Source organism: Pedobacter sp. BG31, assembly GCF_042464845.1.
Lineage (GTDB): Bacteria > Bacteroidota > Bacteroidia > Sphingobacteriales > Sphingobacteriaceae > Pedobacter > Pedobacter suwonensis.
In genome coordinates this window covers 128,791-153,975 of sequence record NZ_JBHNZK010000011.1, presented here as the reverse complement: position 1 = coordinate 153,975, position 25,185 = coordinate 128,791, and the positions used below count along the sequence as shown (strand labels likewise).

The 25,185-nt window shown below is 37.2% G+C and carries 25 protein-coding genes; 10 read left to right on the top strand and 15 right to left on the bottom strand.

Going from position 1 to position 25,185, the window contains the following annotated elements:
- Positions 1-292 precede the first annotated feature (292 nt).
- Together ACFE6N_RS14675 and ACFE6N_RS14670 are read left to right on the top strand one after the other, a co-directional pair.
- Entirely contained in the window at positions 293-1,501 is a 1,209-nt protein-coding gene (locus ACFE6N_RS14675) for a hypothetical protein (RefSeq protein ID WP_378937625.1), read from the top strand.
- Positions 1,502-1,617: 116 nt separating this feature from the next.
- Positions 1,618-1,893: a hypothetical protein gene (locus tag ACFE6N_RS14670; RefSeq protein WP_378937623.1), complete on the top strand. Its 276-nt coding sequence runs from the start codon at positions 1,618-1,620 to the stop codon at positions 1,891-1,893.
- Here the strand turns inward: ACFE6N_RS14670 and ACFE6N_RS14665 are convergent.
- Positions 1,890-2,042: a hypothetical protein gene (locus ACFE6N_RS14665; RefSeq protein WP_378937621.1), complete on the bottom strand. Its 153-nt coding sequence runs from the start codon at positions 2,040-2,042 to the stop codon at positions 1,890-1,892. The two genes, ACFE6N_RS14670 and ACFE6N_RS14665, sit on opposite strands and share 4 nt — an antisense overlap.
- A 145-nt stretch (positions 2,043-2,187) precedes the next feature.
- On the opposite strand from ACFE6N_RS14665, the gene ACFE6N_RS14660 reads away from it, so the two are divergent.
- Complete coding sequence (locus ACFE6N_RS14660; RefSeq protein WP_378937619.1) at positions 2,188-2,514, top strand: hypothetical protein; 327 nt, start codon at positions 2,188-2,190, stop codon at positions 2,512-2,514.
- A 65-nt stretch (positions 2,515-2,579) separates the two neighbouring features.
- On the opposite strand, the gene ACFE6N_RS14655 is transcribed toward ACFE6N_RS14660, so the two are convergent.
- From ACFE6N_RS14655 to rpsT, 14 genes are all read right to left on the bottom strand, one after another.
- On the bottom strand, positions 2,580-4,103 hold the full coding sequence (locus tag ACFE6N_RS14655; RefSeq protein WP_378937617.1) for a hypothetical protein: 1,524 nt from the start codon (positions 4,101-4,103) through the stop codon (positions 2,580-2,582).
- A 33-nt stretch (positions 4,104-4,136) separates the two neighbouring features.
- The gene (locus ACFE6N_RS14650; protein WP_378937615.1) at positions 4,137-6,944 is read right to left on the bottom strand and encodes a TonB-dependent receptor domain-containing protein; all 2,808 of its coding nucleotides are present in this window, start codon (positions 6,942-6,944) and stop codon (positions 4,137-4,139) included.
- Positions 6,945-7,056: 112 nt separating this feature from the next.
- Entirely contained in the window at positions 7,057-7,572 is a 516-nt protein-coding gene (locus ACFE6N_RS14645; protein WP_134203968.1) for an Mpo1-like protein, read from the bottom strand.
- 98 nt (positions 7,573-7,670) lie between these two features.
- Positions 7,671-9,242, bottom strand: coding sequence for a ribonuclease Y (gene rny / locus ACFE6N_RS14640; protein ID WP_090982748.1), 1,572 nt, complete (start codon positions 9,240-9,242; stop codon positions 7,671-7,673).
- Between the two features lie 263 nt (positions 9,243-9,505).
- Complete coding sequence (locus ACFE6N_RS14635; RefSeq protein ID WP_090982746.1) at positions 9,506-9,796, bottom strand: cell division protein ZapA; 291 nt, start codon at positions 9,794-9,796, stop codon at positions 9,506-9,508.
- Between the two features lie 32 nt (positions 9,797-9,828).
- Entirely contained in the window at positions 9,829-10,119 is a 291-nt protein-coding gene (locus ACFE6N_RS14630; protein WP_090982743.1) for a hypothetical protein, read from the bottom strand.
- A 31-nt stretch (positions 10,120-10,150) separates the two neighbouring features.
- Positions 10,151-12,550 carry a phenylalanine--tRNA ligase subunit beta gene (pheT, locus tag ACFE6N_RS14625; protein ID WP_378937612.1) on the bottom strand — a complete coding sequence of 800 codons (2,400 nt, stop codon included), beginning with the start codon at positions 12,548-12,550 and terminating at the stop codon, positions 10,151-10,153.
- Between the two features lie 184 nt (positions 12,551-12,734).
- Entirely contained in the window at positions 12,735-12,929 is a 195-nt protein-coding gene (locus tag ACFE6N_RS14620) for a hypothetical protein (RefSeq protein ID WP_134203970.1), read from the bottom strand.
- A 15-nt stretch (positions 12,930-12,944) separates the two neighbouring features.
- Positions 12,945-13,139 carry a hypothetical protein gene (locus ACFE6N_RS14615; RefSeq protein ID WP_090982737.1) on the bottom strand — a complete coding sequence of 65 codons (195 nt, stop codon included), beginning with the start codon at positions 13,137-13,139 and terminating at the stop codon, positions 12,945-12,947.
- Position 13,140: 1 nt separating this feature from the next.
- Positions 13,141-14,538 carry a radical SAM protein gene (locus tag ACFE6N_RS14610; RefSeq protein WP_378937609.1) on the bottom strand — a complete coding sequence of 466 codons (1,398 nt, stop codon included), beginning with the start codon at positions 14,536-14,538 and terminating at the stop codon, positions 13,141-13,143.
- A gap of 1 nt (position 14,539) precedes the next feature.
- On the bottom strand, positions 14,540-15,304 hold the full coding sequence (locus ACFE6N_RS14605; RefSeq protein ID WP_378937607.1) for a prolipoprotein diacylglyceryl transferase: 765 nt from the start codon (positions 15,302-15,304) through the stop codon (positions 14,540-14,542).
- A 3-nt stretch (positions 15,305-15,307) separates the two neighbouring features.
- Entirely contained in the window at positions 15,308-16,144 is an 837-nt protein-coding gene (locus ACFE6N_RS14600) for an endonuclease/exonuclease/phosphatase family protein (RefSeq protein WP_378937605.1), read from the bottom strand.
- Positions 16,145-16,250: 106 nt separating this feature from the next.
- Positions 16,251-16,949 (bottom strand): DNA repair protein RadC, encoded by a 699-nt coding sequence (radC, locus tag ACFE6N_RS14595; protein WP_090982731.1) that lies wholly within the window; start codon positions 16,947-16,949, stop codon positions 16,251-16,253.
- Between the two features lie 68 nt (positions 16,950-17,017).
- Complete coding sequence (gene rpsT / locus ACFE6N_RS14590; protein WP_029277289.1) at positions 17,018-17,272, bottom strand: 30S ribosomal protein S20; 255 nt, start codon at positions 17,270-17,272, stop codon at positions 17,018-17,020.
- A 241-nt stretch (positions 17,273-17,513) separates the two neighbouring features.
- On the opposite strand from rpsT, the gene ACFE6N_RS14585 reads away from it, so the two are divergent.
- The 7 genes from ACFE6N_RS14585 to ACFE6N_RS14555 all read left to right on the top strand — a co-directional run bounded on the left by ACFE6N_RS14585 (position 17,514) and on the right by ACFE6N_RS14555 (position 25,171).
- Positions 17,514-18,092: a phosphoribosylglycinamide formyltransferase gene (locus ACFE6N_RS14585; protein ID WP_090982729.1), complete on the top strand. Its 579-nt coding sequence runs from the start codon at positions 17,514-17,516 to the stop codon at positions 18,090-18,092.
- Positions 18,093-18,788: 696 nt separating this feature from the next.
- Positions 18,789-19,037, top strand: coding sequence for a hypothetical protein (locus ACFE6N_RS14580; RefSeq protein ID WP_090982726.1), 249 nt, complete (start codon positions 18,789-18,791; stop codon positions 19,035-19,037).
- A gap of 118 nt (positions 19,038-19,155) precedes the next feature.
- Positions 19,156-19,395: a TIGR04139 family peptide modification target gene (locus ACFE6N_RS14575; RefSeq protein ID WP_145856209.1), complete on the top strand. Its 240-nt coding sequence runs from the start codon at positions 19,156-19,158 to the stop codon at positions 19,393-19,395.
- Positions 19,396-19,525: 130 nt separating this feature from the next.
- Positions 19,526-20,428 carry a grasp-with-spasm system ATP-grasp peptide maturase gene (gene gwsG, locus ACFE6N_RS14570; RefSeq protein ID WP_378937601.1) on the top strand — a complete coding sequence of 301 codons (903 nt, stop codon included), beginning with the start codon at positions 19,526-19,528 and terminating at the stop codon, positions 20,426-20,428.
- Positions 20,429-20,600: 172 nt separating this feature from the next.
- On the top strand, positions 20,601-21,689 hold the full coding sequence (gene gwsS / locus ACFE6N_RS14565) for a grasp-with-spasm system SPASM domain peptide maturase (RefSeq protein WP_378937599.1): 1,089 nt from the start codon (positions 20,601-20,603) through the stop codon (positions 21,687-21,689).
- On the top strand, positions 21,682-23,877 hold the full coding sequence (locus ACFE6N_RS14560) for a peptidase domain-containing ABC transporter (RefSeq protein ID WP_378937597.1): 2,196 nt from the start codon (positions 21,682-21,684) through the stop codon (positions 23,875-23,877). Before gwsS ends, ACFE6N_RS14560 begins: the two co-directional genes overlap by 8 nt.
- Positions 23,867-25,171: an HlyD family secretion protein gene (locus ACFE6N_RS14555; protein ID WP_378937595.1), complete on the top strand. Its 1,305-nt coding sequence runs from the start codon at positions 23,867-23,869 to the stop codon at positions 25,169-25,171. The genes ACFE6N_RS14560 and ACFE6N_RS14555 overlap by 11 nt, the downstream gene beginning before the upstream one ends.
- Positions 25,172-25,185 lie beyond the last annotated feature (14 nt).

Below are 25,185 nucleotides of genomic sequence, written 5' to 3'. Positions count from 1 at the left end.
GGGTTTTTTATTATCAACTAACCTAAACTTTATAAATACTAACCAAATATTTATGCCACAAAAGTAGGCTGACCATGTTAAATTGGTATTAATGAAATGTTATTTATAGAAATTTATTAATGACTGACTAAATTTGCTTACACCAGTGATTGATAAGAAAAAAACTTCGGCTTCAGCAGGCCGGCCAATTATGTTAACACAATATTAAGTACCGTCTAAATGGTTCACATAAAGAAATTGTTGATTTTATATTAATAATAAGTAAATTTAATGTAACCAAATATGGCACGGTTTGAAAAGAGGAATTTACATTTACATTTTGAGGTCTATTTTGTTCGCTGGCCTGATGACAAATGCCATCAGCTCAAAAGGACAACAATATGCTTTCGATTTTTATGAAGGGACTTTTAATTTCAATGTCGATTCCACAATAGTTTTTCCCATACCTCAAACGGCAACAGCTTCAGCAGTTTCGAACTTTTATCATCAAATCTCTTCCGGACGATACGCTTCCCTTATCTCATCTTTAGAAACCTACCAGAAAAAATTTAATTTAAACGACTGGATCTATTATCAACTGATCCGCAAAACAGCAGAACAGATTAGTCCCAAAGCCAACAACTATTTTGGATATACATTATATAAATGGTTTTTACTAAGTAAATGCGGCTACGATGCAAGGTTGGCGGTAGGCAACGAGCAGGTCATTTTCTATGTAAGAAACGAAGAAGACATCAGCGATATTCCGTTTTTTATGATTGACGGGCAAAAGTTTATATGCCTGAACTACCATGATTACGGCAAACTATTTAAACAGGCGGATGCTTACAAGCCCGTGAAGATATCGATTCCAGAAGCCAAGAATCCATTTTCCTATAAGGTAACCAGAATGCCCGATTTTAAGCCTGAAAATTACGAGGAAAAAGACATTGAATTTAGCTACCGACAGAAAATACATCATTTTAAACTTAAAGTTAATCAGGATGTACAGATCATTTTTAAAAATTATCCGGTAGTTGATTTTGAGAGTTATTTCAATATCCCGCTGAGCAGAGAAACATACAGTTCTCTTATTCCCACACTGAAAGAAAATCTGAAAAACATGGATCAGAAAAAAGGTGTGGATTACCTGATGAGATTTACACGTTATGGCTTTCTATATGAAGATGACAATGAAAACTATGGTAAGGAAAAACGCTTTTCTCCAGAACAAACCTTATTGAGTACATATAGCGACTGCGACGACCGGGCCGCATTATTCTTTTACCTGGTAAAGGAAATATATAACCTGCCAATGATTGCATTACTATACCCCAAACATTTAACCATTGCGGTACAGTTTGACAAACCAGTGGGTGAAGCAGTTACTTATAAGGGCAAAAAATATTCTTACTGTGAACCTACCCCTCAGGCACAAAACTTAAAAATAGGGCAAATTGCCACCAACCTGAAAAACCTGAAGTATGAGGTGGTATATGCTTATGAGCCTGGCAACAAATAAAAGACCAGACAGGTTAAGCTAAGGTTAACCATAAGTTAAGATGATGTTATCTTATCAATAAGAAGTATATTAACACTTTATTTACCGTATTTTTAAGGGTTAATCTGAAAAAACACATGGCCGCCATCATCTATACTGTTATCAAGGAATTCTTTGTCGAAATTCACGGCTATCCGGTAAAGGCCAGGATTCTATCCCCAATTAATGACGATAAAACCTTTACATTTCAGGTCAGTTCGCACTTTAAAAATACCAGCGGACAGGAAGCCAATGTACCGGCTTCCACATTTACCTCTTATACCAATGCAGAACGCCATTTGTTGGGCTACCTGGAGGCCTTTCAAAATACATTGGATTTAGGTGGTGAAGTAGCACCAGGAAATGCTTTTTAATTATTTTCTTTATCGTCTTTCTCCGCGGGAAGTTCTGATTGGATTAACTCCTCCTCAAACTCCTTTTTGTCTTTTTGGTTTCTGACGATCAGATAAACAATTAAAATAATGACCAGAACTGCAACGCCTATTACTATCGGATAATTCATATTTGTTCGATTAAATACCAGTCTATGCAATTTAACCTAAGTTATGACAAATATTTTGTATGTTAAGCAGCCATCCGAGTGTTAACATAATCATAATATTAACTTAACTTTCTGTTTTTCTACTTTTGTAAAAACCCATAAGTAGATGAAAAAGAATAAATCCAAGTCGAAAAATCATTCGACCAATAAAAAGCTACGTAAAGAATTAGAATCGAAATTAACCTTTGCATTTAATGAATTAGTTAATCAATATGGCAAAGCAAAAAAAACCGACAAAGTAATTGAGAAGTTTGCCAAACAACTTGCTAAAAAGGTAACTATTCCTGCTGTAGATGATTCTATTGTGCCGTTTATTAAGGAAGAAGAACAAGCTGCACCACCCGTTAAAGAAAAGCCAACAAAATCCTCAGCAGTAAAAACCGTTACCAAAAAAGCCAAAGTGACGGAAAAAGAAGAGGCAGAATTAAAATAGATTTAAAAAAAAAGGCTGTCTCAAAATAAATGAGACAGCCTCTTTTAAATTATATTCTAAAAATCTTAATAGACATTAGTTTGAGGCGTAAAGTTAGCCCAACCTGATGTCCAGTCTGAAGTGCCGAATGCACCACGATAAGTTACGACATCAAAGCCAGTTAAGCCTGTAAAACTAGCGCCTGCTAATAAAATTGACCCCGTATTTAATGTGAATTTAGGAGTAGCACCTAAATCAAAAATAGTTTCATCGATTCCTAAATCCTGCCATTTCCCATATGTTTCATTTCCAAATGATGCTGTTTTAAACCAAACATCAATTGCCTGAGTACCTACATTGCCAGTTGATTTCGTTTCAACACCCACTGGGTTAGGGAATGTCGTTGTACCTCCTGTACCATAACCGTTTGCTCCCCAGCCATCGACGCCTGCCAAAACAATATTTTTTAATACTAATTCGCCATTTGCAGCATTGGCCAAAGTGGTTGCCCCATCAATAAACAATCCATTAGGGTATGCTGTAAATACAGAATTGTAGATTTTTATTTTATTATTTCTTCTCAAATGCATCGCATTTTGAAATTGAGTTGAAATGGTTTTTGTTCTGTCTTTCTTTGGGCCAATAATAGTTACATTCGAAAACTGAGGTGATGTGTAAGGTGTAACACTTGATCCAGTTCCATCATTATCAACTTCAAAACCATTAGAACCAGATTGGTCGGCAGAATTTGCATCACGGATGCCAATAGCAAACTGTACGGTACCTCGGAAACCAAAATCAACGTCAAAATCATCATCAAGCCCACGGTAAGCGATCAAGTGTTTCGCATTTACAGTTCCACCAAACCATTCAAAAGCATCATCTAGACCATAAGAACATTGCACGTAATCAATTACAGTTCCAGAACCTACTGAACCCATTGTTAATGAGTTAACCTCCTGGTTAGGGTTAATCGGCGTACCAGCATAATCAATTCTTACATATTTTAAAATACCAGAATTATCTGTATCAACCGTGCCACCGTGCCAGCCTTCGTAAGCGCCTTCTAATTCGGCTTCACCACCTGATTGATTGTTAGTTGCTTTTCCACATAATACAACACCACCCCAATCTCCTGGCTCACGTAATCCCGGAGCACGTTCTGAAGTAAAAATAATTGGTTGAGATGCAGTACCTTCGGCAATTATTTTATTTCCTCTTTGTACAACCAAAGTACCTTTTGTCTCTCTGTCTCCGATAATCACCGTACCCGCTTCAATCTCTAAGGTAACTCCTTCAATTGCTGCTAAACCTGCTTTATTTTTTGCATCTCTACCCACTCTAACAAAACCATTAAGTCTGTAAATTTTGTCTTTAGTCCACTTGGTATTGGTGGTAATACTTCCATTTGCAACTTCTACTATTGGTTTAGTAAACCCGGTAGCTGGATTTGTACCTGTACCAGATCCGTTACCAGAATTATATCCAGCTTCATTGTATTCGATAATAGTTGTTCTTTTACATGAACTAAAAATTAATGTTCCTGCCAAAACAAATACCATTGTTTTGAATCCGTTAGTACCAAATTTTGGCTTGTAAAGCTTTTTCATATTCATTTTTCCTATTTAAGTCTTTATTTTTATTTAAAATATTTTGTAAGAAAGCGTTAATCCGAACTGACGGCCACTCCTAAATTGGGCCGTAACCTGATCTTCTGATTGATCGAATTTTCCATCTTGATTTCCGTCTTGCATCAATGTAAAGTTTTGGTTGAGCAAATCGTTGAAGTTGGCTTTTAGGGATAGTTTATTGGTGAAATTTTTCGTCACAACTAAATCAACCACGTTTCTCGGCATCTCATAAATATCCCTGATCAGATCTGTGCCAACAAATGCAATACGTTTTCCAGCAACATTATAAAGCAGGTTAACCTGGAATTTAGATTTAATGTTATTATAGAATATCGCTGCGTTTAAAATATATGGTGATTGTCCTTGCATAGGGCGATTATTAGATTGTCCAATTGCGCTGGCACCATCAAACATCACTTTACTATTAATGTATGAGGCATTTAGCAAAATGGTGATATCGTTTAAAAACTTACTTTCACTTAACCCTGCAAGCGATTTACGCATTTCTAGTTCTACTCCTATATTTCTAACGTTCTGAGCGTTATTGAAATTAAAAGACTGCGCATTAGAACCTGGTATAGCAGTCATCTCGATGGCGTCTTTAAATTTTTTGTAGAAACCTGAAATACTGATCAGTTCGCTTGTTGACGGATAGAATTCATATTTTAAATCGTAATTATCAATCTTTGCTGTTTTTAAATTTGGATTTCCGGCAACATTGAAATTCTGATCAAAATCATAAAATGAAAAGGGTGCAATCTCTCTAAATTCTGGTCTGTTTAATGTTTTACCATAAGCCAGTCTGAATAAAGATTTTTCGTTTATATTAAACTGGATGTTTGCCGAAGGAAGTACCCTAGTAATATCATTATTAACGTTAACAGGGCCTCCAGTATCAAAACTATTCAGTTTCTGAACGTTATTTTCTACTCTTGCACCTGCAAATACGGTTAATTTATCTTTATATGGCAGAACAAAATTGGCGAATCCAGCTAATAGTTTATTTGAAGCATCATAGTTGTCATATGGATTAGATTTTTCGTCCAATCTGATTCCCGTTGTTGTATTAATATTTTTCCAGTCGAAAAGTTCTTCTATAGTTCCCTTTAACAACGACTGATCAAATTGTAATGAATTTGCCCGCACGTAACCGATGTTTCTCGAAGAAAATGTTCTTTGCTTATCTTCATAATAACCACCAACTTTTATTGAAGGCTTAAAACCCTCAGATTTTGGAGCAAGTGCCTGTTCAACATTAAATGCACCGGTTTTAATGTCTTCATTCATTTTGGAATAAAACCGACCCAAGAACTCTGGCTGGGCACCACCAGTTGGCACGAAGATATTATAAGTACCATCTCCATTAGCAAGTGTTCTGTAACGCGAGTAATCTGGCTGATCTCTGAATGATTTACTATAACCTAATACCCAGTCAAACTTGGTATGCTCTTCATTAAATTTATGAACACCAGATAATTGCCCTGAATAAATGCCACGATATAAAACATTCGATGCATAATTGGCGTACTCCTGCTGTTTTTCAGAACCAAGGCGACTAACATATTGTGATGTACTTAATTGATTATACAGGTTTTTAAACTCGAAAGTATTGTTATTATTCAATTTAAAGGCCCAGTTATGTACAAGCCCTAAACGAACATTGTAGGTATACTGATCGTCATTATATCTGTAATTTTCTTCAGCGATTTTCGAAATTGGCTCATAAACCTCGTAATTTCCTCTAAACACGGCATTATTTGTTTTGCTGTTGCTGTAGGTAATCGCCGTAATATTTCCCAATAATTTATTGTTGATGTTAAATCGTTTGCTACCGTAAATATTTAACTTTTGATCCAAATTAGCCGTATTAACTTCTGGTAACCAGTTATTCCTAAGTGCATGCCCGGCCGCGTTCAATTTACTGGCACTAACCTGGTTTAAATTTGAAGGGAAATTAACAGGTAAATCATTTTCACCTGTATTAAAGCCAGTAAAATATAAGCTTCCAGTATTAGTTCTTTTGAAATCTTTAAAAGTAGCATTTTGACGGTAACTAGTTCCATAATCGATTGTTAATCGATCATCATCAGGTATGCTTTTAAGAAAAACCTTAACAACACCTCCTGCAAAATCTGCGGGAATATCAGCCGAAGGACTTTTATAAACCAATACACGATCAATTTGATTGCTTGGTATTAAATCAAATGAAAAAGACCGAACATCCGTTTCTAAGCTGGGTGCGGTTACATTGTTTAACTGAACATTATTATAACGTTCTGCCAGACCACGGATATTAATAAAACGATTGTCTACAATCGTAATACCGGGAACACGTTTTACTACTTGCGCAGCATCTGTATCACCGGATCGCTGAATGGTTTGAGCGGAAACTCCGTTTGCGATTGACTGAGATTTTTTCAGCTCTGCCAAAAGAGATACTTCAGTACCTGATTTCCTGGCGCCTGTAATTACAACATCGTTAAGGGTAGATTGATCATCTTCCATCACAACATCTATCACAGTTGTTTTTCCTGGAGTAACTTTTACATTAGGAATTACCTGTTTTTTAAAGGAAATAAAAGAAAAACTTACACGGTAAGTTCCTGGTTTTACAGTATTTAAAATATAATTACCATCAGCATCACTGGTAGTACCAATTGATGTTCCTTCTATCAATACAGATAGGCCCACCAACGTTTGCCCCGTAGATTTATCCGTTATTTTACCAGAAATTTTTCCGGTCTGTGCATACGAAAGTATGCTGATCGTTAGCGCGAACACAGTAAGTGCCGCCCTTTTAAAAGAGTTTAGTAAGTCCAATTTGCCTTTATTTGATAAGGGCAAAATTATTACCACAGTGTTAACTGTAAGTTAGATGTTAATTAAGATTACTTTACTTTAAAGTTAATTAAATATTAACAAGTATTTTTGATCAGTAACGGATGCCTGTTTTTTTGCAAATAAAGTGCAGTAACCAAATCGGACCAATTAACAGGAATTTAACATCATCTAAGAAAGATGGTTTTTTTCCCTCTATTTTATGGCCGATAAACTGACCAACCCAGGCCGCTACAAATATTGCAGCATAAATGACATAAGCGGTCCCGCTCCCTAAACCTACAGCCTGTTCAATTTTGACGATAACGTAACTCATTATTCCCACCACCCAGATCATCATGAAAAACAATACCGGAGACAATGTAAAATAATAATACAGACTAAAGGCCAATAAAAAGGAAGCCCAGTTAAAGAAGCCATTATAACTGCCTAGAAAGCCCAAATGCGGAAAAGGAATCTGCCATACCAAACCCAATAAGCTAAATACAATTAATGGAACACAGATCCAGTGTACCAGTTTGTTAGTCGGATTTTGATGACTTTCGGCGTACTTGTCAAAAAGTACATCAACAGGTCTCTTAGGTTCAATTTTAATGGTTTGCTTGCTCATTATGTAAAAATAAAAAAAGCGATGGAATATCCATCGCTTTATATTTTGTTTAATTCATAGACCTTATAGGTTTTGGAAACCTATAAGGTCTTAAAATATTACTTCGCAAAGGCTACAGAACGGGTTTCCCTGATTACGGTAACCTTAATCTGTCCCGGATAGGTCATTTCTGTTTGGATACGGGTAGAAATATCAGCTGCTAACAATTCAGCCTGCGCATCGGTAATGCGCTCGCTTTCTACAATTACACGTAGTTCTCTACCGGCCTGAATGGCGAAAGTTTTCTCAACACCTGGATAAGAAAGAGCCAACTCTTCTAAATCCTTAAGGCGTTTAATATAACTTTCCACTACCTCACGGCGTGCACCCGGACGGGCGCCAGAAATGGCATCACAAGCCTGTACAATTGGTGAGATCATTGAAGTCATCTCAATTTCATCGTGGTGAGCACCAATGGCATTACAAATTTCAGGGTGTTCTTTATACTTTTCAGCCAGCTGCATACCTAAAATGGCGTGTGGCAATTCAGGATTGTCATCAGGCACTTTACCAATATCATGTAATAAACCTGCACGTTTAGCCATTTTAGCGTTCAGACCTAATTCTGCGGCCATGGTAGCACAGAAATTAGCTACTTCACGTGAGTGATGTAATAAGTTTTGTCCATAAGATGAACGGTAACGCATACGGCCAACCATACGGATCAATTCAGGATGCAAGCCGTGAATACCCAAATCGATTACGGTACGCTCGCCGATCTCTACAATCTCATCTTCAATCTGTTTTTTGGTTTTGGCTACAATTTCTTCAATACGTGCCGGGTGGATACGACCATCTGTTACCAAACGATGTAAAGCCAAACGGGCTATCTCTCTTCTTACCGGGTCAAAACCTGATAAAATGATGGCTTCCGGCGTATCGTCTACAATAATTTCGATACCGGTTGCTGCTTCCAAAGCCCGGATATTTCTACCTTCTCTACCAATAACGCGACCTTTGATCTCGTCACTTTCGATGTGGAAAATAGAGACAGAATTTTCAATTGCCGCCTCTGTAGCAGTACGCTGGATGGTTTGGATAACTACTTTTTTAGCTTCTTTACTCGCCGTTAATTTGGCTTCATCCACAATATCCTTCACCTGCATCATGGCCTGGGTGCGGGCTTCTTGTTTCAGATTTTCTACCAATTGTTCTTTGGCTTCTTCGGCAGAAAGGCCGGCAATGGTTTCCAATTGCTTTAAATGCTGGTTTTTAAGCACCTCTACTTCTTCCTGCTTTTTAACCGCAAGTTCAGTCTGTTTTTCGAGGTTAATTTTATGCTTTTCGAGTTCCTGCTCTTTTCTATTAAAATTTTCCATGCGCTGATTTACCGATTGCTCTTTTTGCTTAATGGTATTTTCGCGCTGGTTAATGGTATTGTTTCTGGCACTAACTTCTTGTTCGTGCTCGGCTTTTAACTGTAAAAATTTCTCTTTTGCTTCTAAAAGTTTATTCTTTTTTAAAATTTCTGCATTGTTTTCTGCATCTTTTAAAATCTTTTTCACTTTGTTCTGTGCGGCAATTTCCTGCTGTTTAAGCAAGTTACGCAGGAGAAATCTTCCTATTACTACTCCGATAGCTATACCCGCTATCACGGCAAATACGTATCCTAATATTTCAACTATTTCCATTTTGTTTTTTATGTAAAAAAAAACCGCAACTAATTTTTAAAGTCTCATACATTTTAAACCTCAACTAAGCATAATTAGGGTTTAAGCCATTTTCAGGTGCAATAGCAAATGAAATACGCCCTCTTAACCCTATAGATATTGAAGTGTTAAGTTTTATAAAATTTGAAACTCAAAAACCAGCCGCGGCTATGTTTTTATGCTAAATATTGGCATTATTTAAGCGCTGAACAGGTCAGCGTAATGAAATGCCGAAAGAACGAACCTTATTTTGCAAAGAAATTACTGAGTAAAACATCCAATTCTTCAACTTTATCGGCAACAGCAGTATCCTGGCTCTGTACTTTGTTTTCTGTTCTTAACACGGCTGTTGCATAATGCAATACGGCCATAGAAAGAAGGTCTTGCTTATCTCTAACCGCATAATTATCCTGGTAATCTTTTATGCGCTCATTGATCATTTTCGCTGCCCGTCTCACAATTTCTTCCTCTTCCATGTTCACCTTTAATGGGTAAATACGGTCGGAAATGGTTATTTTAATCGAGATTTCTCCCATTTGTTAGCTTAGTTTCTGATTTCCTTGCATCACTATTTTTTTAATAATGCAATACTTTTATCAATCTCCCGCACAAAATCGTTAATTTTTTGTTTAATGTCAAGCGATTTTTCACTTGTCCCCTCGATACTTTTAGCCAATTTTGTAACCCTCAATTTTTCATCAAGTTCTACATTTTTTTCTTTCGCTGTATCAAGTGCTACCTTTAACGATTGGTTTTCAAGCTTTAATAAATCATTTTCTTCCTGTAGCGCATTACATAACTCAATTACCCGAGCCGTTTTTTGTAATACTTTATCTAATTGATCTGCAACAGAAGCCATGAATTTATTTCTAAAAATACGAATTTATATTTTATTTCCTAATTTCTGCACCAGCTTGTGCCGTTAAATTCGTGATAAGCTTCTGCATGGTATGCTCAATCTGCTTATCGGTCAGGGTTTGTTCCTCATCCTGCAGGATGAAATTCAGCGCATAAGATTTTTTCCCTCCCGGCAATTTATCACCAACATACACATCAAATACCCCCACTTCTTTAATCAGCTTTTTATCCGTTTTAAAGGCAATCCCTTTTAAGGTATCGAAAGTTACATTTTGGTCAATTAATAAGGAAAGATCACGACGTACCTGCGGATATTTAGCAACATCTTTGTGCACGATTTTATTTTTCCTTACAATATCCAACAAAACAGCCCAATCAAAATCCGCATAAAATACTTCAGTATTCACATCAGCTACTTTACGATCAGCTTTTGAAACAGCACCGAAACTTACCAAAGTTTTATCTCCACGGAAATATTTAATTCCATAAGCAAAGTTTTCATCGTTTAAAACATCCGACTGATAACTGGCAATCCCCAAACGTGATATAACTGCATCAACAGCTGATTTTAAATTATAAAAAGTTGCCGGTTTAGCCTGGTGGTTCCATTGCTCACTTTGCCTGGCACCAGCAATCAACAATAACAACCTTGGCCGCTCAACATACTTTTCGTTAATCAAATGATAGGTTTTACCAAATTCATAAAACTTCACATCCGAGTTCTTCCGGTTTTGATTGTATGCTACACTTTCCAGCGCAGGCATCAGTAAATTCTGGCGCATTACATTTAGATCACTGCTTAACGGATTTAAAATAAATACGGCTTCGTCTAATTTTTTTGAATAGGCCGATTTGGTTAACGAGTTGCACATAATCTCGGCATAACCATTCGCGGTAAGCATATCTGCAATTACGTTATGTGTATTTTCCTTTTCAGGTTTGACACTGTAAGAAAGTGATGCATTTACCTTTGAAGGGATTTCAATATTGTTATAACCGTAAATACGCAGTACTTCTTCTGTAATGTCGCATTCGCGGGTTACGTCTACTTTAAATGATGGTACCCTTAAAGCCAAAGTATCGTCAGCGGTATTGGTAGCGGAAATACCTAACGCGGTTATGATTTGTTTGATTTCGGCAGATGGGATATTTGCACCGATCAATTTATTGATATTGGTATAACTTACCTCAAACTCAAAGGGCTTGATGTGGTTTGGATAAATATCAGCAACCGGTGAGGAAATTTCGCCGCCAGCCAGTTCTTTAATCAACATGGCTGCATATTTTAATGCGGTAACTGTAATCTCAGGATCAGTACCACGCTCGTACCGGAAAGAGGCATCGGTTTTTAAACCATGTCTTTTAGACGTTTTACGCACAGAAACAGAATTGAAGTAAGCACTTTCGAGGAAAATATTTTTAGTATTCGTATCTACACCAGAAGATTTGCCACCAAACACCCCTGCAATACACATTGGTGCTTCAGCATTGCAGATCATCAGATCATCTGCACTCAACTTGCGCTCCACATCATCAAGCGTTACAAAAGGAGTTCCTTCTTCCGCTTTTTTAACGATTACTTTTCCACCGGTAATTTTATCAGCATCGAAAGCATGTAAAGGCTGACCCAAACCATGAAGCACATAATTGGTGATGTCTACCACATTATTAATCGGACGTACACCAATTACCTTTAGTTTATCTTTTAACCAGTCAGGCGATTCTGCCACGGTAACGCCCGAAATGGTAACGCTACTGTAACGCGGACAAGCGGCCAAATCTTCTACTTCAACCGGAATAACCAGATTTTCGTTGTCCGTTTTGAATGCGGAAATATCGGGCATTTCATACTCACTCCTGAAATAAGCAGCAACATCTCTCGCCACGCCCAAATGCGAAGCCGCATCAGCACGGTTAGGTGTTAATCCGATTTCGAAAACAAAATCGTCATCCATTTTAAAATGATCTTTTGCACGGATTCCAACTTCGGTATCTTCAGCCAGGATCATAATCCCATCATGTGATTTACCCAAACCGATTTCATCTTCGGCACAGATCATTCCCTGCGAAAGTTCTCCTCTGATTTTTGATTCTTTTATCTTAAAAGGTTCTCCCGCTAAGGGATATACCGTAGTACCCACGGTAGCTACCACCACTTTTTGGCCGGCGCCTACATTTGGCGCACCGCAAACAATCTGAAGATTTTCTTTACCACCAACATTTACAGTGGTAATACGTAACCGATCGGCATTGGGATGCTGAATACAGGTTAATACTTCGCCAATAACCAAGCCCTCTAAACCGCCCACAACAGGCTGCACTTTTTCTACACTTTCTACCTCCAAACCTACATTGGTAAGAATTAAAGAAAGCTCCTGAGGTGTTTTTTCAATTTGTACGAATTGCTTTAACCAGTTATATGATATTTTCATTTTAGAGAATCAAGTAATGAGTATCAAGTATCGGGACAAGCCCGGATGATGATCAATTTTATTAAAACGCAAAGATATTATTTAAAGGTCAAAGGAGGAAGTTAATTATTGAGATTTGAGACAGGAGATGTGAGACGTGAGAGATAACAAAACCTAAAAATGGTGCAAACACACCAAAAAGTAACTAATGGCCGATTTTCAGATTGGATAGAATGACCGCACATGCCCCTGCTCCTATTACCAGCATAATAACCGAAGCGATAACTAACTGAAGTCCAGGTTTAACGGGCTGATTTCTTACAGCTTTTATGATAATCTGCACGATGCCAATTACAAACAACAACACCGCAATTACCCAATATATAATAAAAATTCCCATATGCTTATTTTGATATTAACTGTTAAAAAGCAATACGGCACAAGCACCAAAACCGATTACAGCCATTATTACCGAAATAATAAGCAGTTTCAATCCGGGTTTCACCGGTTCGTTCCTGGAAGATTTAATGATAATCTGAATGATCCCCACTACAAAAAGTACAATTGCAGTAAGAATGTAAATCACAAATAGGCCGAATAAACCATCCATATTAATTCATATTTAATTTTTCCCTGATCAGATCTATTTTATTATCGCGGTAAAAAATATTCATGGTCTCGAAAGGCACTATTTTATATTTATCGCTTACAATGTGCACACAAGATTTTTTAACCGCCCGCACATCAAAATCAAGCGGATCCATAAAATTCATGATAATGATCCGAAATAGATTATCGTAACTCAAACTATCTGATTTTACTCTTGGCAGGCAGCACATCAATTCGCCGAAAGTATCTTCGGCACAATCGACCGAAACACCTGTGCTAAACAAGTTGAGCATATGTTCTTTCAGCTTTTCATCATGTTCGAACACGATGGTATTTTTCGAATTATTGAGCAAATCTTCAGGGTTGATCAGGTGTGTCATCGGGATGACTTCATCGCCGATTTTTAAAGCATAAGCCATACATAATGCATCAGGATTGCAGGGTACGGGAATCAAATCCTGCGGGGTGAAGGTTGGATATTGCTCATAAATCTTTCTGCGCACCTCGGTTAAGGTAATCCTTCCCTGCTGATCATTATAATCATCGTTTCTTCCGGCAACCTGGGTCGGTTGGAAAGTAACCCCACGTACACATTTCTGTTTGAGCGCATAATCTAAAATATCGCCAATTTCATGATCGTTTAGCCCTTTTTGCAAAGTAACAACCAAGGTGGTCGATACATTAAACTGATTTAAATGATCAATGGCTTTTTTCCTTACCTCAGTAAGGTCTTCGCCTCTTAGCCTCGTCAATACATCTGCATTAAAACTATCAAACTGCAGGTAAATTTCGAAATCGGGCATATAAGTGGCCAGCTTTTCCACAAAATTGATATCCTTGGCAATCCTGATACCGTTGGTGTTCACCATTAAATGTTTTATAGGTTTGGTTTTGGCGAGATCTAAAATCTTAAAAAACTCAGGGTGCACGGTTGGTTCTCCGCCTGAGAGCTGAACCACATCAGGTTCGCCTTCGTTGGCCACTACCACATCCATCATCCGCTCTATTTCTGCCAAAGTTCTGTGTCTGCCATAATTTGGTGACGACATGGCATAACAGGTTGGACAGGCCAGGTTGCACCGATCAGTAACCTCTATTACCGTTAAACACGAATGCTGTTCATGATCGGTACACAAACCACAATCGTAAGGGCAACCGTAATGCACTTTGGTATTAAACTTAAGTGGCATTTCAGACTGTTTATTGTAATTCCTGATCTGTTTATAATATTCAACATCATCAGCAATCATCACTTTACTATCACCATGTGTCCTGCAATTTTTCAGCATAAACACCTTACCATCTTGAAAAACAATTTTCGCATCGCAAAGCTGTAAACATTCAGGACAAAGGCTTTTGGTATAATCGTAATATATGTAATCTCTGGTATTGGCCATCATGTTACAGGTTAGGTAAGATTCTTTTAGAAATTCGAAAAATGAATTTATAATAATAAATAAAAATAAACAATGCAGACCAATGAATGCTGCTTAAATTTAAAAATAACGAATGGTAAGGCTTTATAAACTCTATCAAAAACCTAAATAAGAAATAAAGCACCATAAATAATTTAAAACGGTCGCCGTTAATCAATTCTCTATGTTTCAAACCATTAAAAAGAAAAATCAAAAGTACCAGATAAATCATTTCATAGAGCATGATCGGATGTCTGGGTATACCGTCACCAAGATCCATACCCATAAAAAAGCGGGTAGGAATACCATAAGTGGGTTCATCGATTCCCATTGAAAAGCAACCGATCCGTCCTATAATCAATGCAACTAAAATCGGGACCACATATACATCTCCCGAGGCGATATTTACTCCAATGATCTTTTTAATCAGCTCAACACCAAATAAGCCACCAAGTAAACCACCAACAATGGTTTTACTTTGATAAAGAACCGAAAACGTAAGATGATAGACTACTTCCGGCGTTTCCAGTACGGCCACTACCCGCGAGCCAACCAGGGCACCAAGCATGGCCCCTAACATAATCCATAATCTGTTTTCGTCAGATATCGGATCTGCAATTCCTTTTTTATAATGGTAATATAACCTCACGCCGATGATAAAAGCGAGGGTTTCAAAAATGTAATGATAATGGTATTGATGACCAAAAAGCCCGAATTGAAAAGGAAATGGTGATACAGATTTTAACAGCATCTATTAAAAGAATAACCGGCAAAAAACGGGTAAATGATCTGAATAATACCTTTTATCCTTACTATCTGTTAACACGGCAAACTTTTGCACTTTAAAACCTTTGTTTACGAAAATATAATCGATCCTGTCTTTAAGGTCGCTATCGAAATGAAAACCATTGAAGGTACCAGTTGGCCCATATGGAGGCTCTACAGAAACGTCTTTTGCATCAATAAGAAAAGATTTGATGGTTGCAATGGCCTCTGTTTCTGGCGTCACGTTCAAATCACCCGTAAAAACAACCGGTAAATTTGGCGCAATCTGCTGTATCTTTTGTTTCAACAATTTAGCTGATTCAATTCTCGCTTTCACCCCAATATGATCGTAATGGGTATTGAAAACGATAAATTCCTTTTTATTCAGCTTATCGTAAAGTTTCACCCAGCTACACACGCGGTTGAGTGCAGCATCCCACCCTTTTGATGGCACATCAGGCGTTTCTGATAACCAGAATGTTCCACCATCTTTTCTGGTGAAACGGTCTTTATCAAAATAAACTGCCGAAAATTCTCCTTTTCTTTTGCCGTCATCGCGTCCAACACCCACTACATCAAAATTGGAATTTTCCAGCAGGGCATCAAATTGTTCAGGCAGGGCTTCCTGTACGCAAAGGATATCGGCATCGTGAAACTTAACCAGTGCTTTGACATTATCTTTTCGGTTTGGCCAGGCATTGATTCCATCTGATGCAACATTTAAGCGGATATTATAGGTAATGAGATTAATTGGAACGCCTTTTTTCTGAGCAAAAGCCGCAATGGTTAATAAAAGAAAAATAGGGATGATTTTTAAAGCATTCATAAAATGTAATTTCACTGTTTAATTAATAAGGTGAATTGCACCACCTATTTCTGAGCCGCTATTATACTATTTTAACTTTAATTGCAGCTTAACATCCAAATATCTTTTAAATTAAATCTTCATCTCTGTAACTATAATAGCGGTTATTGGCAAAAATCAGGTGATCGACCACATACAAACTCAACAAATTACCTGAAGCGACCATATCTCTGGTCAATTTATCATCACTCTCGCTGGGCTTTAAATTTCCGGAGGGGTGATTATGTGCCAACACAATATTAGCCGCATTGTTTTCTAAAGCCGTTTTAAAGATAATTTTCGGATCGGCTACCGTACCAGCCTGTCCGCCTTTGCTGATCAAGAATTTACCGATCACGCGGTTGGACCTATTTAACAGTAATATCCAGAATTCTTCATGATTGAGATTGGCAAAGGTTTGATGCAAATATTTATATACATCGTTAGAGGTCGTTACATGCGTAATCACTTCCTCCGTGGTTTCTTTCCGTCGTAAGCCAAGCTCTAAAGCAGCAATAATCGTTAATGCTTTGGCTTCTCCGATTCCTTTAAACCTCGAAAGTTCCAGAATGGAAGCCTTACCCAGTTTGGTTAAATTGTTATCGTAAAAAGATAAAATTCTTTTACTTAAATCAACAGCGGTTTCGTTTTTATTACCTGAGCCAATTAAAATGGCGATGAGTTCAGCATCCGTTAAATGTCTTCTGCCATGCAACAAAAGTTTTTCGCGGGGCCGATCTTCTTCAGCCCATAACTTTATACCTAGCTTCTGTTCGTAGTTTTCCATTTTTGAAGATAAAAAAAGGCATCCTAACTTATCGTTGGGATGCCTTCCTAATATCGTAAAAAAATGGCTTATTTTAAACCGTTAACGAATTTCGTTAATTTTGATTTGTTATTTGCCGCTTTATTTTTGTGGATGATGTTCTTTTTAGCTAAACGATCTAACATAGAGATTACTTTAGGCAATAAATCCGATGCAGATTTTTTATCTTCTGCAGCACGTAATCTTTTAATGAAAGTACGCGTAGTTTTTGCCTGATATCTGTTACGTAAACGTTTTGTTGCGTTTGCTCTAATTCTTTTTAATGAAGATTTATGATTTGCCATTTCTATTTAGCCTTTTATTTTTCTTATTCGTTTCCTATAATTCGGGTTGCAAATATAGGATTAATGTTTTTAAATCACAAAACACTTTTAACTTTTTTTTCATTAAAACCAAACGCTGTTTTCGAACAGCAAAAATAAGTTAAAATTATTCATTAATAATACTTTAACCTGATTGAATAAAAATTCTTTTACATAGAGAAAACAGTCTTAAAAATACTATTTTTGGGCAAAACGATTTTGAGTGAAAAAGAGAATAGCCATCTTTGCATCAGGTTCCGGCTCTAATGCCCAAAAGCTGATGGAGCATTTTAAGCGGAGCAATGAAATAGAAATATCTTTGGTGTTAACGAACAATGCCGATGCATATGTATTGCAAAGAGCTGATAATTTTGAAATTCCCACCCATATCTTCGATCGAAATGAGTTCTACCAAACCGATGAGGTAGTAGACCTGCTGAAAAATCTTGAAATTGATTTTATCGTGCTGGCAGGTTTCCTTTGGCTAATCCCTAAAAACCTGATCCATGCTTATCCAGGCAGAATTGTGAATATCCACCCTGCAATCCTTCCTAAGTTTGGGGGAAAGGGCATGTACGGCGACCATGTTCACCAAGCGGTAATGGCTGCTGGCGAAACTGAAGGCGGAATAACCATTCATTATGTTAACGAAAATTACGATGAAGGCGAGTACATTCACCAGGCCCGCTACCGGATAGACAAAAACGACAGTCTGGAAATGATAAAATTTAAGGGACAGCAACTGGAGCACCTGCATTATCCGCGCGTGGTGGAAAGCATTGTCAAAAAAATCAGCAAATAGTTAAGATGCTAAAGCATTAACACAGTACTGGTAAAAGATCCGAACTAACACTGTTTTTAATGTGATACATCATTAATTGGCCGCAAGATGTTTCCTACATTCTGGAAACTACCCGGCCTTATTAATCATCCGCCTTTTAGCGAATTATACTCAAATTTATAATTTGTAAGTGCCAGCAACCGGCAACAATTGCTTTTCGTTTGTCGTCTTAAAAGACGATTAATGACCAATCGCATTTAAAACCGAGTCTTTCTTTCCGGCAAATCCTACCGCACCTTCTATAAAAGAGTAGATAAGCATGAACGATGCAATCTGCTATTTAAACAATCAAAAATCTTGCTAAGAGCTGAAAAATTTCACGGCGGGGTTTCGATAATGGATTCAATTACCCCGATCAACTAATCCAATTAAAAATTGGAAACACCACCTCTTTAATGTTTAGCGCTTTTATTTAAAACATTAACGAATGTAAGTTCAACTCTACCATATATCAATTCCCCCTTGTATCGGTGTTCCTTTTTAGAGAAGTTTAAATGTGGTTAAGCAATAACGCGTGCTTGCTTCCAAATCACAAAATGAAATAGGCTAAGTATATATTTTTTGTAGACGTACAAATCATATCAATAAAGCCTGTAAGCAAAAGCCCAAACGCCAGGGTGAGATGGCGGGTTTACCTAATCAATAAAACTGTATAAAATGAAAAACTTAAAAGGAATGCAGAAGAGCCTTTCTTCTTTGGAGAACAAAAGACTCCAAGATTTAAGCACAGTACAAGGTGGTTTGTACCTTATCAGATCAAACGTTGCCTGTCCGGGCCAATACCCAAGTGAAACTGTGGAATATGACGCTTACGAAAGCAATGGCGGCAAGTATATCGGAAGAACATGTCAATCTGCTGTTTCAGCCCCAAGTTCTGACATAGGAAACTGGAACGGCGCTAACTAAGCAAATTTAAGTTGAGCCTCAACTCGTGTCATTTATAAACGACTAAGGTTTGACAGGAAAATGTACCAAAGTCTGCAGAACAGGATTTTGGATTCTGCTCACAATAAAAACTAGTAAAATGAAAAACTTAAAAGGAATGAAGAAAGACTTTTCTTCACTTGAAAACAAAAAACTTACTGATTTATCTTCAACCAACGGCGGAAGAGCAATGGGGGGCTACACCTCTATTCAATCCAATGTATTTGTGGGTGAAGGATGTATAGAGTATGATCACTATGAGGGACCGAATGGTACAGGTGGATATATTTACAGGGAAATCCGTCGTCTTGCACCCGGTGAACCTGTTCACAACTACTAAAATTGTTTAAATGTAATTTCTGCCATCACTTCTGCAGAAGTTACATTTAATCAAATCCTATGAAAAGATACGGGCTGCCTTCTTAACAGGGGCGCCCTATCAAAATCATTCACTGGCCAATTAAATAAAGATGATTTTAATTATATCCAAGAAACAGGAGACCACCACCAATGAAGTGATCAAATGGCTTTTGGCAATGGGTAAAAAATTTATCCGGGTACAGGAAGACGAAGTTTTTGAGATCAAAACCAAAGAGAAAAGGATTTATATAGAAAGCGATAGGAACTGTTTTTACCTCGATGAAATCAGTAGTGTATGGTACAGAAGAGGAGGTTTAAAATTTAAAAATTTCCACTACGGCAATCATTCGGTAAACATTCACATGCAGGAGCACCAACATTGGCTGCATGATTATGTAATCAAAACACTTGAATCCAAAAAGCACATCAATAAACAAAGCAATAGCGCTGTAAACAAACTGTTTGTATTAGAGCAGGCAAAAAAAACAGGGCTGGATGTTCCCGAATATTACCTTGCGGAGAATACGTGTGATGTGGTTTTGGATAAAACAATAATAAAGCCATTGACCGGAAATATAACGATTGACGCTTACCAGAATTATGGGGAAAGCATTATGTATACGCATGTTATCGATCGCCAGGAAGAAGATAGCTTCTTTATTACCTTTTTTCAGGAAAAAATTGAAAAGGATTTCGAAATCAGAAGCTTTTACCTGAACGGAAGGTTTTTTTCCACGGCAATAATCTCTCAAAATGATGAGCGAACCAAAACCGATTTCAGAAAGTACAATCTTGAAAAACCCAACCGAAATGTGAGATACAATCTTCCTATAGAAATTGAAAAGAAAACCCGTCAATTAATGGAGTTACTGGATATAAACTGTGGCTCAATAGATTTCATAAAAAGTGAAGAGAAATTTTATTTTTTGGAGGTCAACACCGTTGGTCAATTTTTAGGAGTCAGCTCCATGTGTAATTATGGTGCAGAGAAAGCTATAGCCGAATATTTATGAGATATAAAATCGAAGATAAAAATAAGCTGCCGCTAACATTCAAATTTGTAGATGAATATAGGGGTAAAAAAAATAGTCAAAAAGGTAATGATGTGCTTTATGCCCCGTGCAAGCGATATCAAACCAACTTCCTTATGCTGGTAAAACCATATAAACCCATTAGCAGATTATTATGAGGTACTTCAACTTATTTAGTGATATCCTGATCACAAAAGGCGTTAACAGAATCTTAATTTCTGATTTACAACGTAACTATTCTGAGTTGCAGTCTTTAGAATTGAATAATATAATTGAAGAGTTAAAATCGAATTCCATTGAAGATGTATTTGCGCTTTATGATCAGGAATCAAAAGAAATGCTACAGGAATACCTGAACTTTTTAGTAGAAAAAGAGTACGGTTTTATTACTGAAAACAGTTGGGACGAAAACTTTCCACCATTACAAACGGACTTTAGCGATAGCAGCACCATCTCTAATATATTTATCGAAACTGCTGATTTAATGTTTTCGCCACAGTTGGTGCAATCTATTGAAAATTTAGGAATAAGACATTTGGTAATCTATTGTGAAAGCAAACTTTCATTGATGAATTTTTTGACATTAGAAGACACATTTAACGACTCGTGCTTAGAAAGCATAGAAATTTTTTCGTTGTACCATGAGGACGTAAATGATGATTTCGTAAAAAAACTGGATGAAAAATGTGTAAGAATCTATAGCTTGATATTCCATAAGTGTGATAATGCTGCTTTCGAGGTTACAGATACTTTTAAATTCAACCTGGTTTTTACCGATCAATATTTAAAAATAAATTCTTGCGGAAAAGTAGATCTAAAATACTTTGAAACAAACATGCTGAAGGTTTTAGAAGCCATTAACCATAATTCTTGCCTTCATAAAAAAATAGGTATTGATATAAATGGCAATATTAAAAACTGTCCTGCAATGTGCAATAGCTTCGGAAACATCAACACGACCACTTTAGAAGAAGCCATCCTCCATGAAGATTTTAAAAAATACTGGAACCTAACCAAGTCCGGAATTCAGATTTGCAAAGACTGCGAATTTCGAAACATCTGCACAGATTGCAGAGCTTTTACAGAGCAAACCCATAAAAATAATGATGGCTTAGACATTTCAAAACCCTTAAAATGTGGTTACAACCCCTATACCAGCCAGTGGGAAGAATGGAGCTTAAATCCGCTTAAGCAAAAAGCAATACAAAGTTACAGCATGCAGCAATTAAACTACGATGCCTAAAAAATTCCCTTTTTATAAACAACCCGATGCAAAAGACTGTGGCCCTACTTGTTTACGTATTATAGCTAAACACTATAATAAAAGTATTCCGCTTCAGCATCTGAGAACACTTACTGAAACAACCAGAGAAGGTAGCGGCCTTCAGGGGCTTAGCAATGCAGCCGAAAATTTAGGTTTTAGAACTTTAGGGGTTAAAATAGATTTTAAAACCCTGGTTGCAGATGCGCCTTTACCTTGCATTGTACACTGGAACAAAAATCATTATGCGGTGGTTTATAAAATTGATAAAGCCGAAAAAGTTTATATTTCAGACCCTAGCTATGGCTTAATTACTTATAAAAAAGAGGAATTTATTAAACATTGGATTGGTGAAAATGCAAACGACGAGACCGAGGAAGGCATTGCACTTGTTCTGGAAACCAGCCCCTCATTCTATCAGGATAACTTTGAAGATGAAGAAAAGAAGACAAGTTTCGCTTTTCTATCCAGATATCTGTTAAAGTATAAATCGCTCGTTATACAGCTTGCCTTTGGCTTACTTGCCGGAAGTTTGCTATCGCTGATTTTTCCTTTTCTTACCCAAAGTGTGGTAGATGTGGGAATACAAAATCAGGATATCAATTTTATTTACCTGGTTTTGCTGGCACAGGTAATGCTTTTTATAGGTAAAATGGGCATTGATATTATCCGTAGCTGGATCTTACTGCATCTTTCTACCAGAATAAATATCTCTATCGTTTCCGATTTCTTCATCAAGTTAATGAAACTTCCCATCAGTTTCTTTGATACCAGAATGACGGGAGACATTATGCAACGCATCAACGACCACCATAGGATAGAACAATTGCTGACAAGCTCTTCGCTAAGCACACTGTTTTCTATGGTTAACCTGATCATTTTCAGCATTGTATTGCTCATGTATGATTATCGCCTCTTTGCAGTTTATTTAATCGGCGCTATCCTATATGTGGCGTGGATTACCTTTTTCCTCAAAAAAAGAAAAGAACTGGACTACAAAATGTTCTCACAGGTTTCGCAGGAGCAGAGCACAGTAATTGAGCTTATTAACGGCATGCAGGAAATAAAAATGCATAATGCGGAGAAGCAAAAAAGATGGGGATGGGAATTTTTACAGGTAAAGTTGTTTAAAATTAGAATAAAGGCCCTTTCCTTAGAGCAGTGGCAATCTGTTGGCGGTGGTTTTATCAACCAGATTAAAGATATTTTAGTAAGTTTTCTTTCAGCAAAACTGGTACTGGATGGAAATCTCACACTAGGTATGATGCTTTCTGTGCAATACATTATCGGTCAGTTGAATAGCCCATTGTTACAATTGATCGATTTTATCAAACAAACTCAGGATGCCAAAATATCTTTGGAAAGACTTGGTGAAATTCATGATAAAAAAGACGAAGAAGACACTGATGAACAATATATTACAGAAATCCCACAAAAAGACATTACACTAAATAAGGTATCCTTTAGATATGTTGGCTCAGATACATTCATTTTCCAGGATTTGAACCTAATTATCCCTTATCAAAAAACCACAGCAATTGTGGGCACCAGCGGCAGCGGCAAAACCACGCTATTAAAACTGCTTACCAAATTTTACGATCCGGAAAAAGGTGATGTTCAGATTGGCGGAGCAGACCTCAAAAGTATATCGCCTAGCCATTGGCGAAAGCAATGCGGCGTAGTGATGCAGGAAAGTTATGTGTTCAATGATACCATTGCCAATAATATAGCCATCGGCGAAGATATGATCGATAAGCAAAAACTGAGAAAAGCGATCGAGATAGCCAATATCAAGGAGTTTATTGAAGATTTACCCTTAAGCTACAACACTAAAATAGGCAACGAAGGTATTGGCATGAGCGGTGGCCAAAAACAAAGATTATTTATTGCCCGGGCAGTTTACAAAAGCCCGGATTATATCTTTTTTGATGAAGCGACGAGTGCATTGGATGCCAACAATGAAAAAATCATTATTGAAAATTTAGCGCAGTTCTTTAAGGGAAAAACTGCGGTAGTTATTGCACACCGGCTATCAACAGTTAAACATGCCGATAAGATTATTGTGCTGGATAAAGGGATAGTGGTAGAGGAAGGCAACCACCATCAACTGGTGGCAAAAAAAGGTGAATATTATCGATTAATCAAAAATCAGCTCGAACTTGGAAACTAAAAAAGATAAACTAGACGAGATACAGCTTCGTTCTGAAGCTGTTCAGGATGTATTATCAGACCCTCCACATTGGATGTTCCGCTGGGGCAATGCCGTCATACTGGGTATTCTGTTCATGATTTTGCTGATGAGCTACTTCATCAAATACCCGGAATTTGTACCTGCTACCATTGTAATAACCTCACAAAACCCGCCAGAAAAGCTTGAAGCGAGAATAGATTCTAAACTGGAAAAAATTTTGATCAAAGATCACGAACGGGTTCATAAAAATCAGGTTTTAATGGTGCTGCAATCGACTGCAAACTATGACGACATTTTACAACTCAGCAAAATAATCGACTCAACATCTCCGGCCCAGATGGCGTCTTTTCCGGTAAATAAGGTATCAACATTTAAATTGGGCGAGCTCCAGAGCGATTATAACAGTTTCGAAAAGGCATTCCAGGACGAAAAGTTATTTGCATCACTTAAACCCTACGAACCAGAAAACAAAGCGACCGAGCAAAATATCACAGCCAACAGAAGCAGGGAACTTGCGCTAAAAAATCAAAAAAAACTGGAACTGGCCAAATTTGAACTGATTAAAAAAAATTATCAGCGAACGTTGCAGCTTGTTAATCAAAAAGTAATCTCTACCGCCGAATTCGAAAATGAAAAAATTAAATTTATACAGGCCGAGCAAAGCATACAAAACATAGAAATTTCCCTGTCGCAAACCCAGGAGGCCATCGCAAACCTTAATAAAACCAGAAGTGGAATAAACATCAATCATGAGAAAGACAAGAGTAATTTTGCTTTACAAACCTTACAGTTATTTGAACAATTAAAAAAATCTTTGAGGCAATGGCAGCAAAATTATTTAATCACGTCATCAACAGACGGTATCGCAAGTTTCCAGCAATTCTGGGGCGAAAATCAGTTTTTAAAACGAGGCGATGCCATATTAACCATTCTTCCGGATAATAAAAAGGCGCTCATTGGCAGGCTACTTGTGCCAGCCACCAACTCAGGTAAAATAACACGGGGCGAAAAAGTGCTAATCAAACTGGACAATTACCGTTTTCAGGAATATGGGATTTTAGAAGGCAGCGTGCAGAACATTTCTTTCACCCCAAATGAAAAAGGAAACTACTATGTAGACGTGAACTTACCAAAAGGTTTAACCACCTCGTATAATAAAACCCTTACTTTTGACAAAGAATTAAAGGGCAATGCAGAAATTGTAACCCAGGATTTAAGGTTAATAGAACGGTTTTTATACCAAATCAGAAAGTTATTGGGATACCAAAGTTAGCGTAGAAATTTTGA

Coding starts and splice junctions, on each gene's coding strand:
- ACFE6N_RS14670 (WP_378937623.1), top strand. CDS start 1,618: ATGGCCGCCATCATCTATACTGTTATCAAGGAATTCTTTGTCGAAATT.
- ACFE6N_RS14665 (WP_378937621.1), bottom strand. CDS start 2,042: ATGAATTATCCGATAGTAATAGGCGTTGCAGTTCTGGTCATTATTTTA.
- ACFE6N_RS14660 (WP_378937619.1), top strand. CDS start 2,188: ATGAAAAAGAATAAATCCAAGTCGAAAAATCATTCGACCAATAAAAAG.
- ACFE6N_RS14655 (WP_378937617.1), bottom strand. CDS start 4,103: ATGAAAAAGCTTTACAAGCCAAAATTTGGTACTAACGGATTCAAAACA.
- ACFE6N_RS14645 (WP_134203968.1), bottom strand. CDS start 7,572: ATGAGCAAGCAAACCATTAAAATTGAACCTAAGAGACCTGTTGATGTA.
- rny (WP_090982748.1), bottom strand. CDS start 9,242: ATGGAAATAGTTGAAATATTAGGATACGTATTTGCCGTGATAGCGGGT.
- ACFE6N_RS14635 (WP_090982746.1), bottom strand. CDS start 9,796: ATGGGAGAAATCTCGATTAAAATAACCATTTCCGACCGTATTTACCCA.
- ACFE6N_RS14630 (WP_090982743.1), bottom strand. CDS start 10,119: ATGGCTTCTGTTGCAGATCAATTAGATAAAGTATTACAAAAAACGGCT.
- pheT (WP_378937612.1), bottom strand. CDS start 12,550: ATGAAAATATCATATAACTGGTTAAAGCAATTCGTACAAATTGAAAAA.
- ACFE6N_RS14620 (WP_134203970.1), bottom strand. CDS start 12,929: ATGGGAATTTTTATTATATATTGGGTAATTGCGGTGTTGTTGTTTGTA.
- ACFE6N_RS14615 (WP_090982737.1), bottom strand. CDS start 13,139: ATGGATGGTTTATTCGGCCTATTTGTGATTTACATTCTTACTGCAATT.
- ACFE6N_RS14610 (WP_378937609.1), bottom strand. CDS start 14,538: ATGATGGCCAATACCAGAGATTACATATATTACGATTATACCAAAAGC.
- ACFE6N_RS14605 (WP_378937607.1), bottom strand. CDS start 15,304: ATGCTGTTAAAATCTGTATCACCATTTCCTTTTCAATTCGGGCTTTTT.
- ACFE6N_RS14600 (WP_378937605.1), bottom strand. CDS start 16,144: ATGAATGCTTTAAAAATCATCCCTATTTTTCTTTTATTAACCATTGCG.
- radC (WP_090982731.1), bottom strand. CDS start 16,949: ATGGAAAACTACGAACAGAAGCTAGGTATAAAGTTATGGGCTGAAGAA.
- rpsT (WP_029277289.1), bottom strand. CDS start 17,272: ATGGCAAATCATAAATCTTCATTAAAAAGAATTAGAGCAAACGCAACA.
- ACFE6N_RS14580 (WP_090982726.1), top strand. CDS start 18,789: ATGAAAAACTTAAAAGGAATGCAGAAGAGCCTTTCTTCTTTGGAGAAC.
- ACFE6N_RS14575 (WP_145856209.1), top strand. CDS start 19,156: ATGAAAAACTTAAAAGGAATGAAGAAAGACTTTTCTTCACTTGAAAAC.
- gwsG (WP_378937601.1), top strand. CDS start 19,526: ATGATTTTAATTATATCCAAGAAACAGGAGACCACCACCAATGAAGTG.
- gwsS (WP_378937599.1), top strand. CDS start 20,601: ATGAGGTACTTCAACTTATTTAGTGATATCCTGATCACAAAAGGCGTT.
- ACFE6N_RS14560 (WP_378937597.1), top strand. CDS start 21,682: ATGCCTAAAAAATTCCCTTTTTATAAACAACCCGATGCAAAAGACTGT.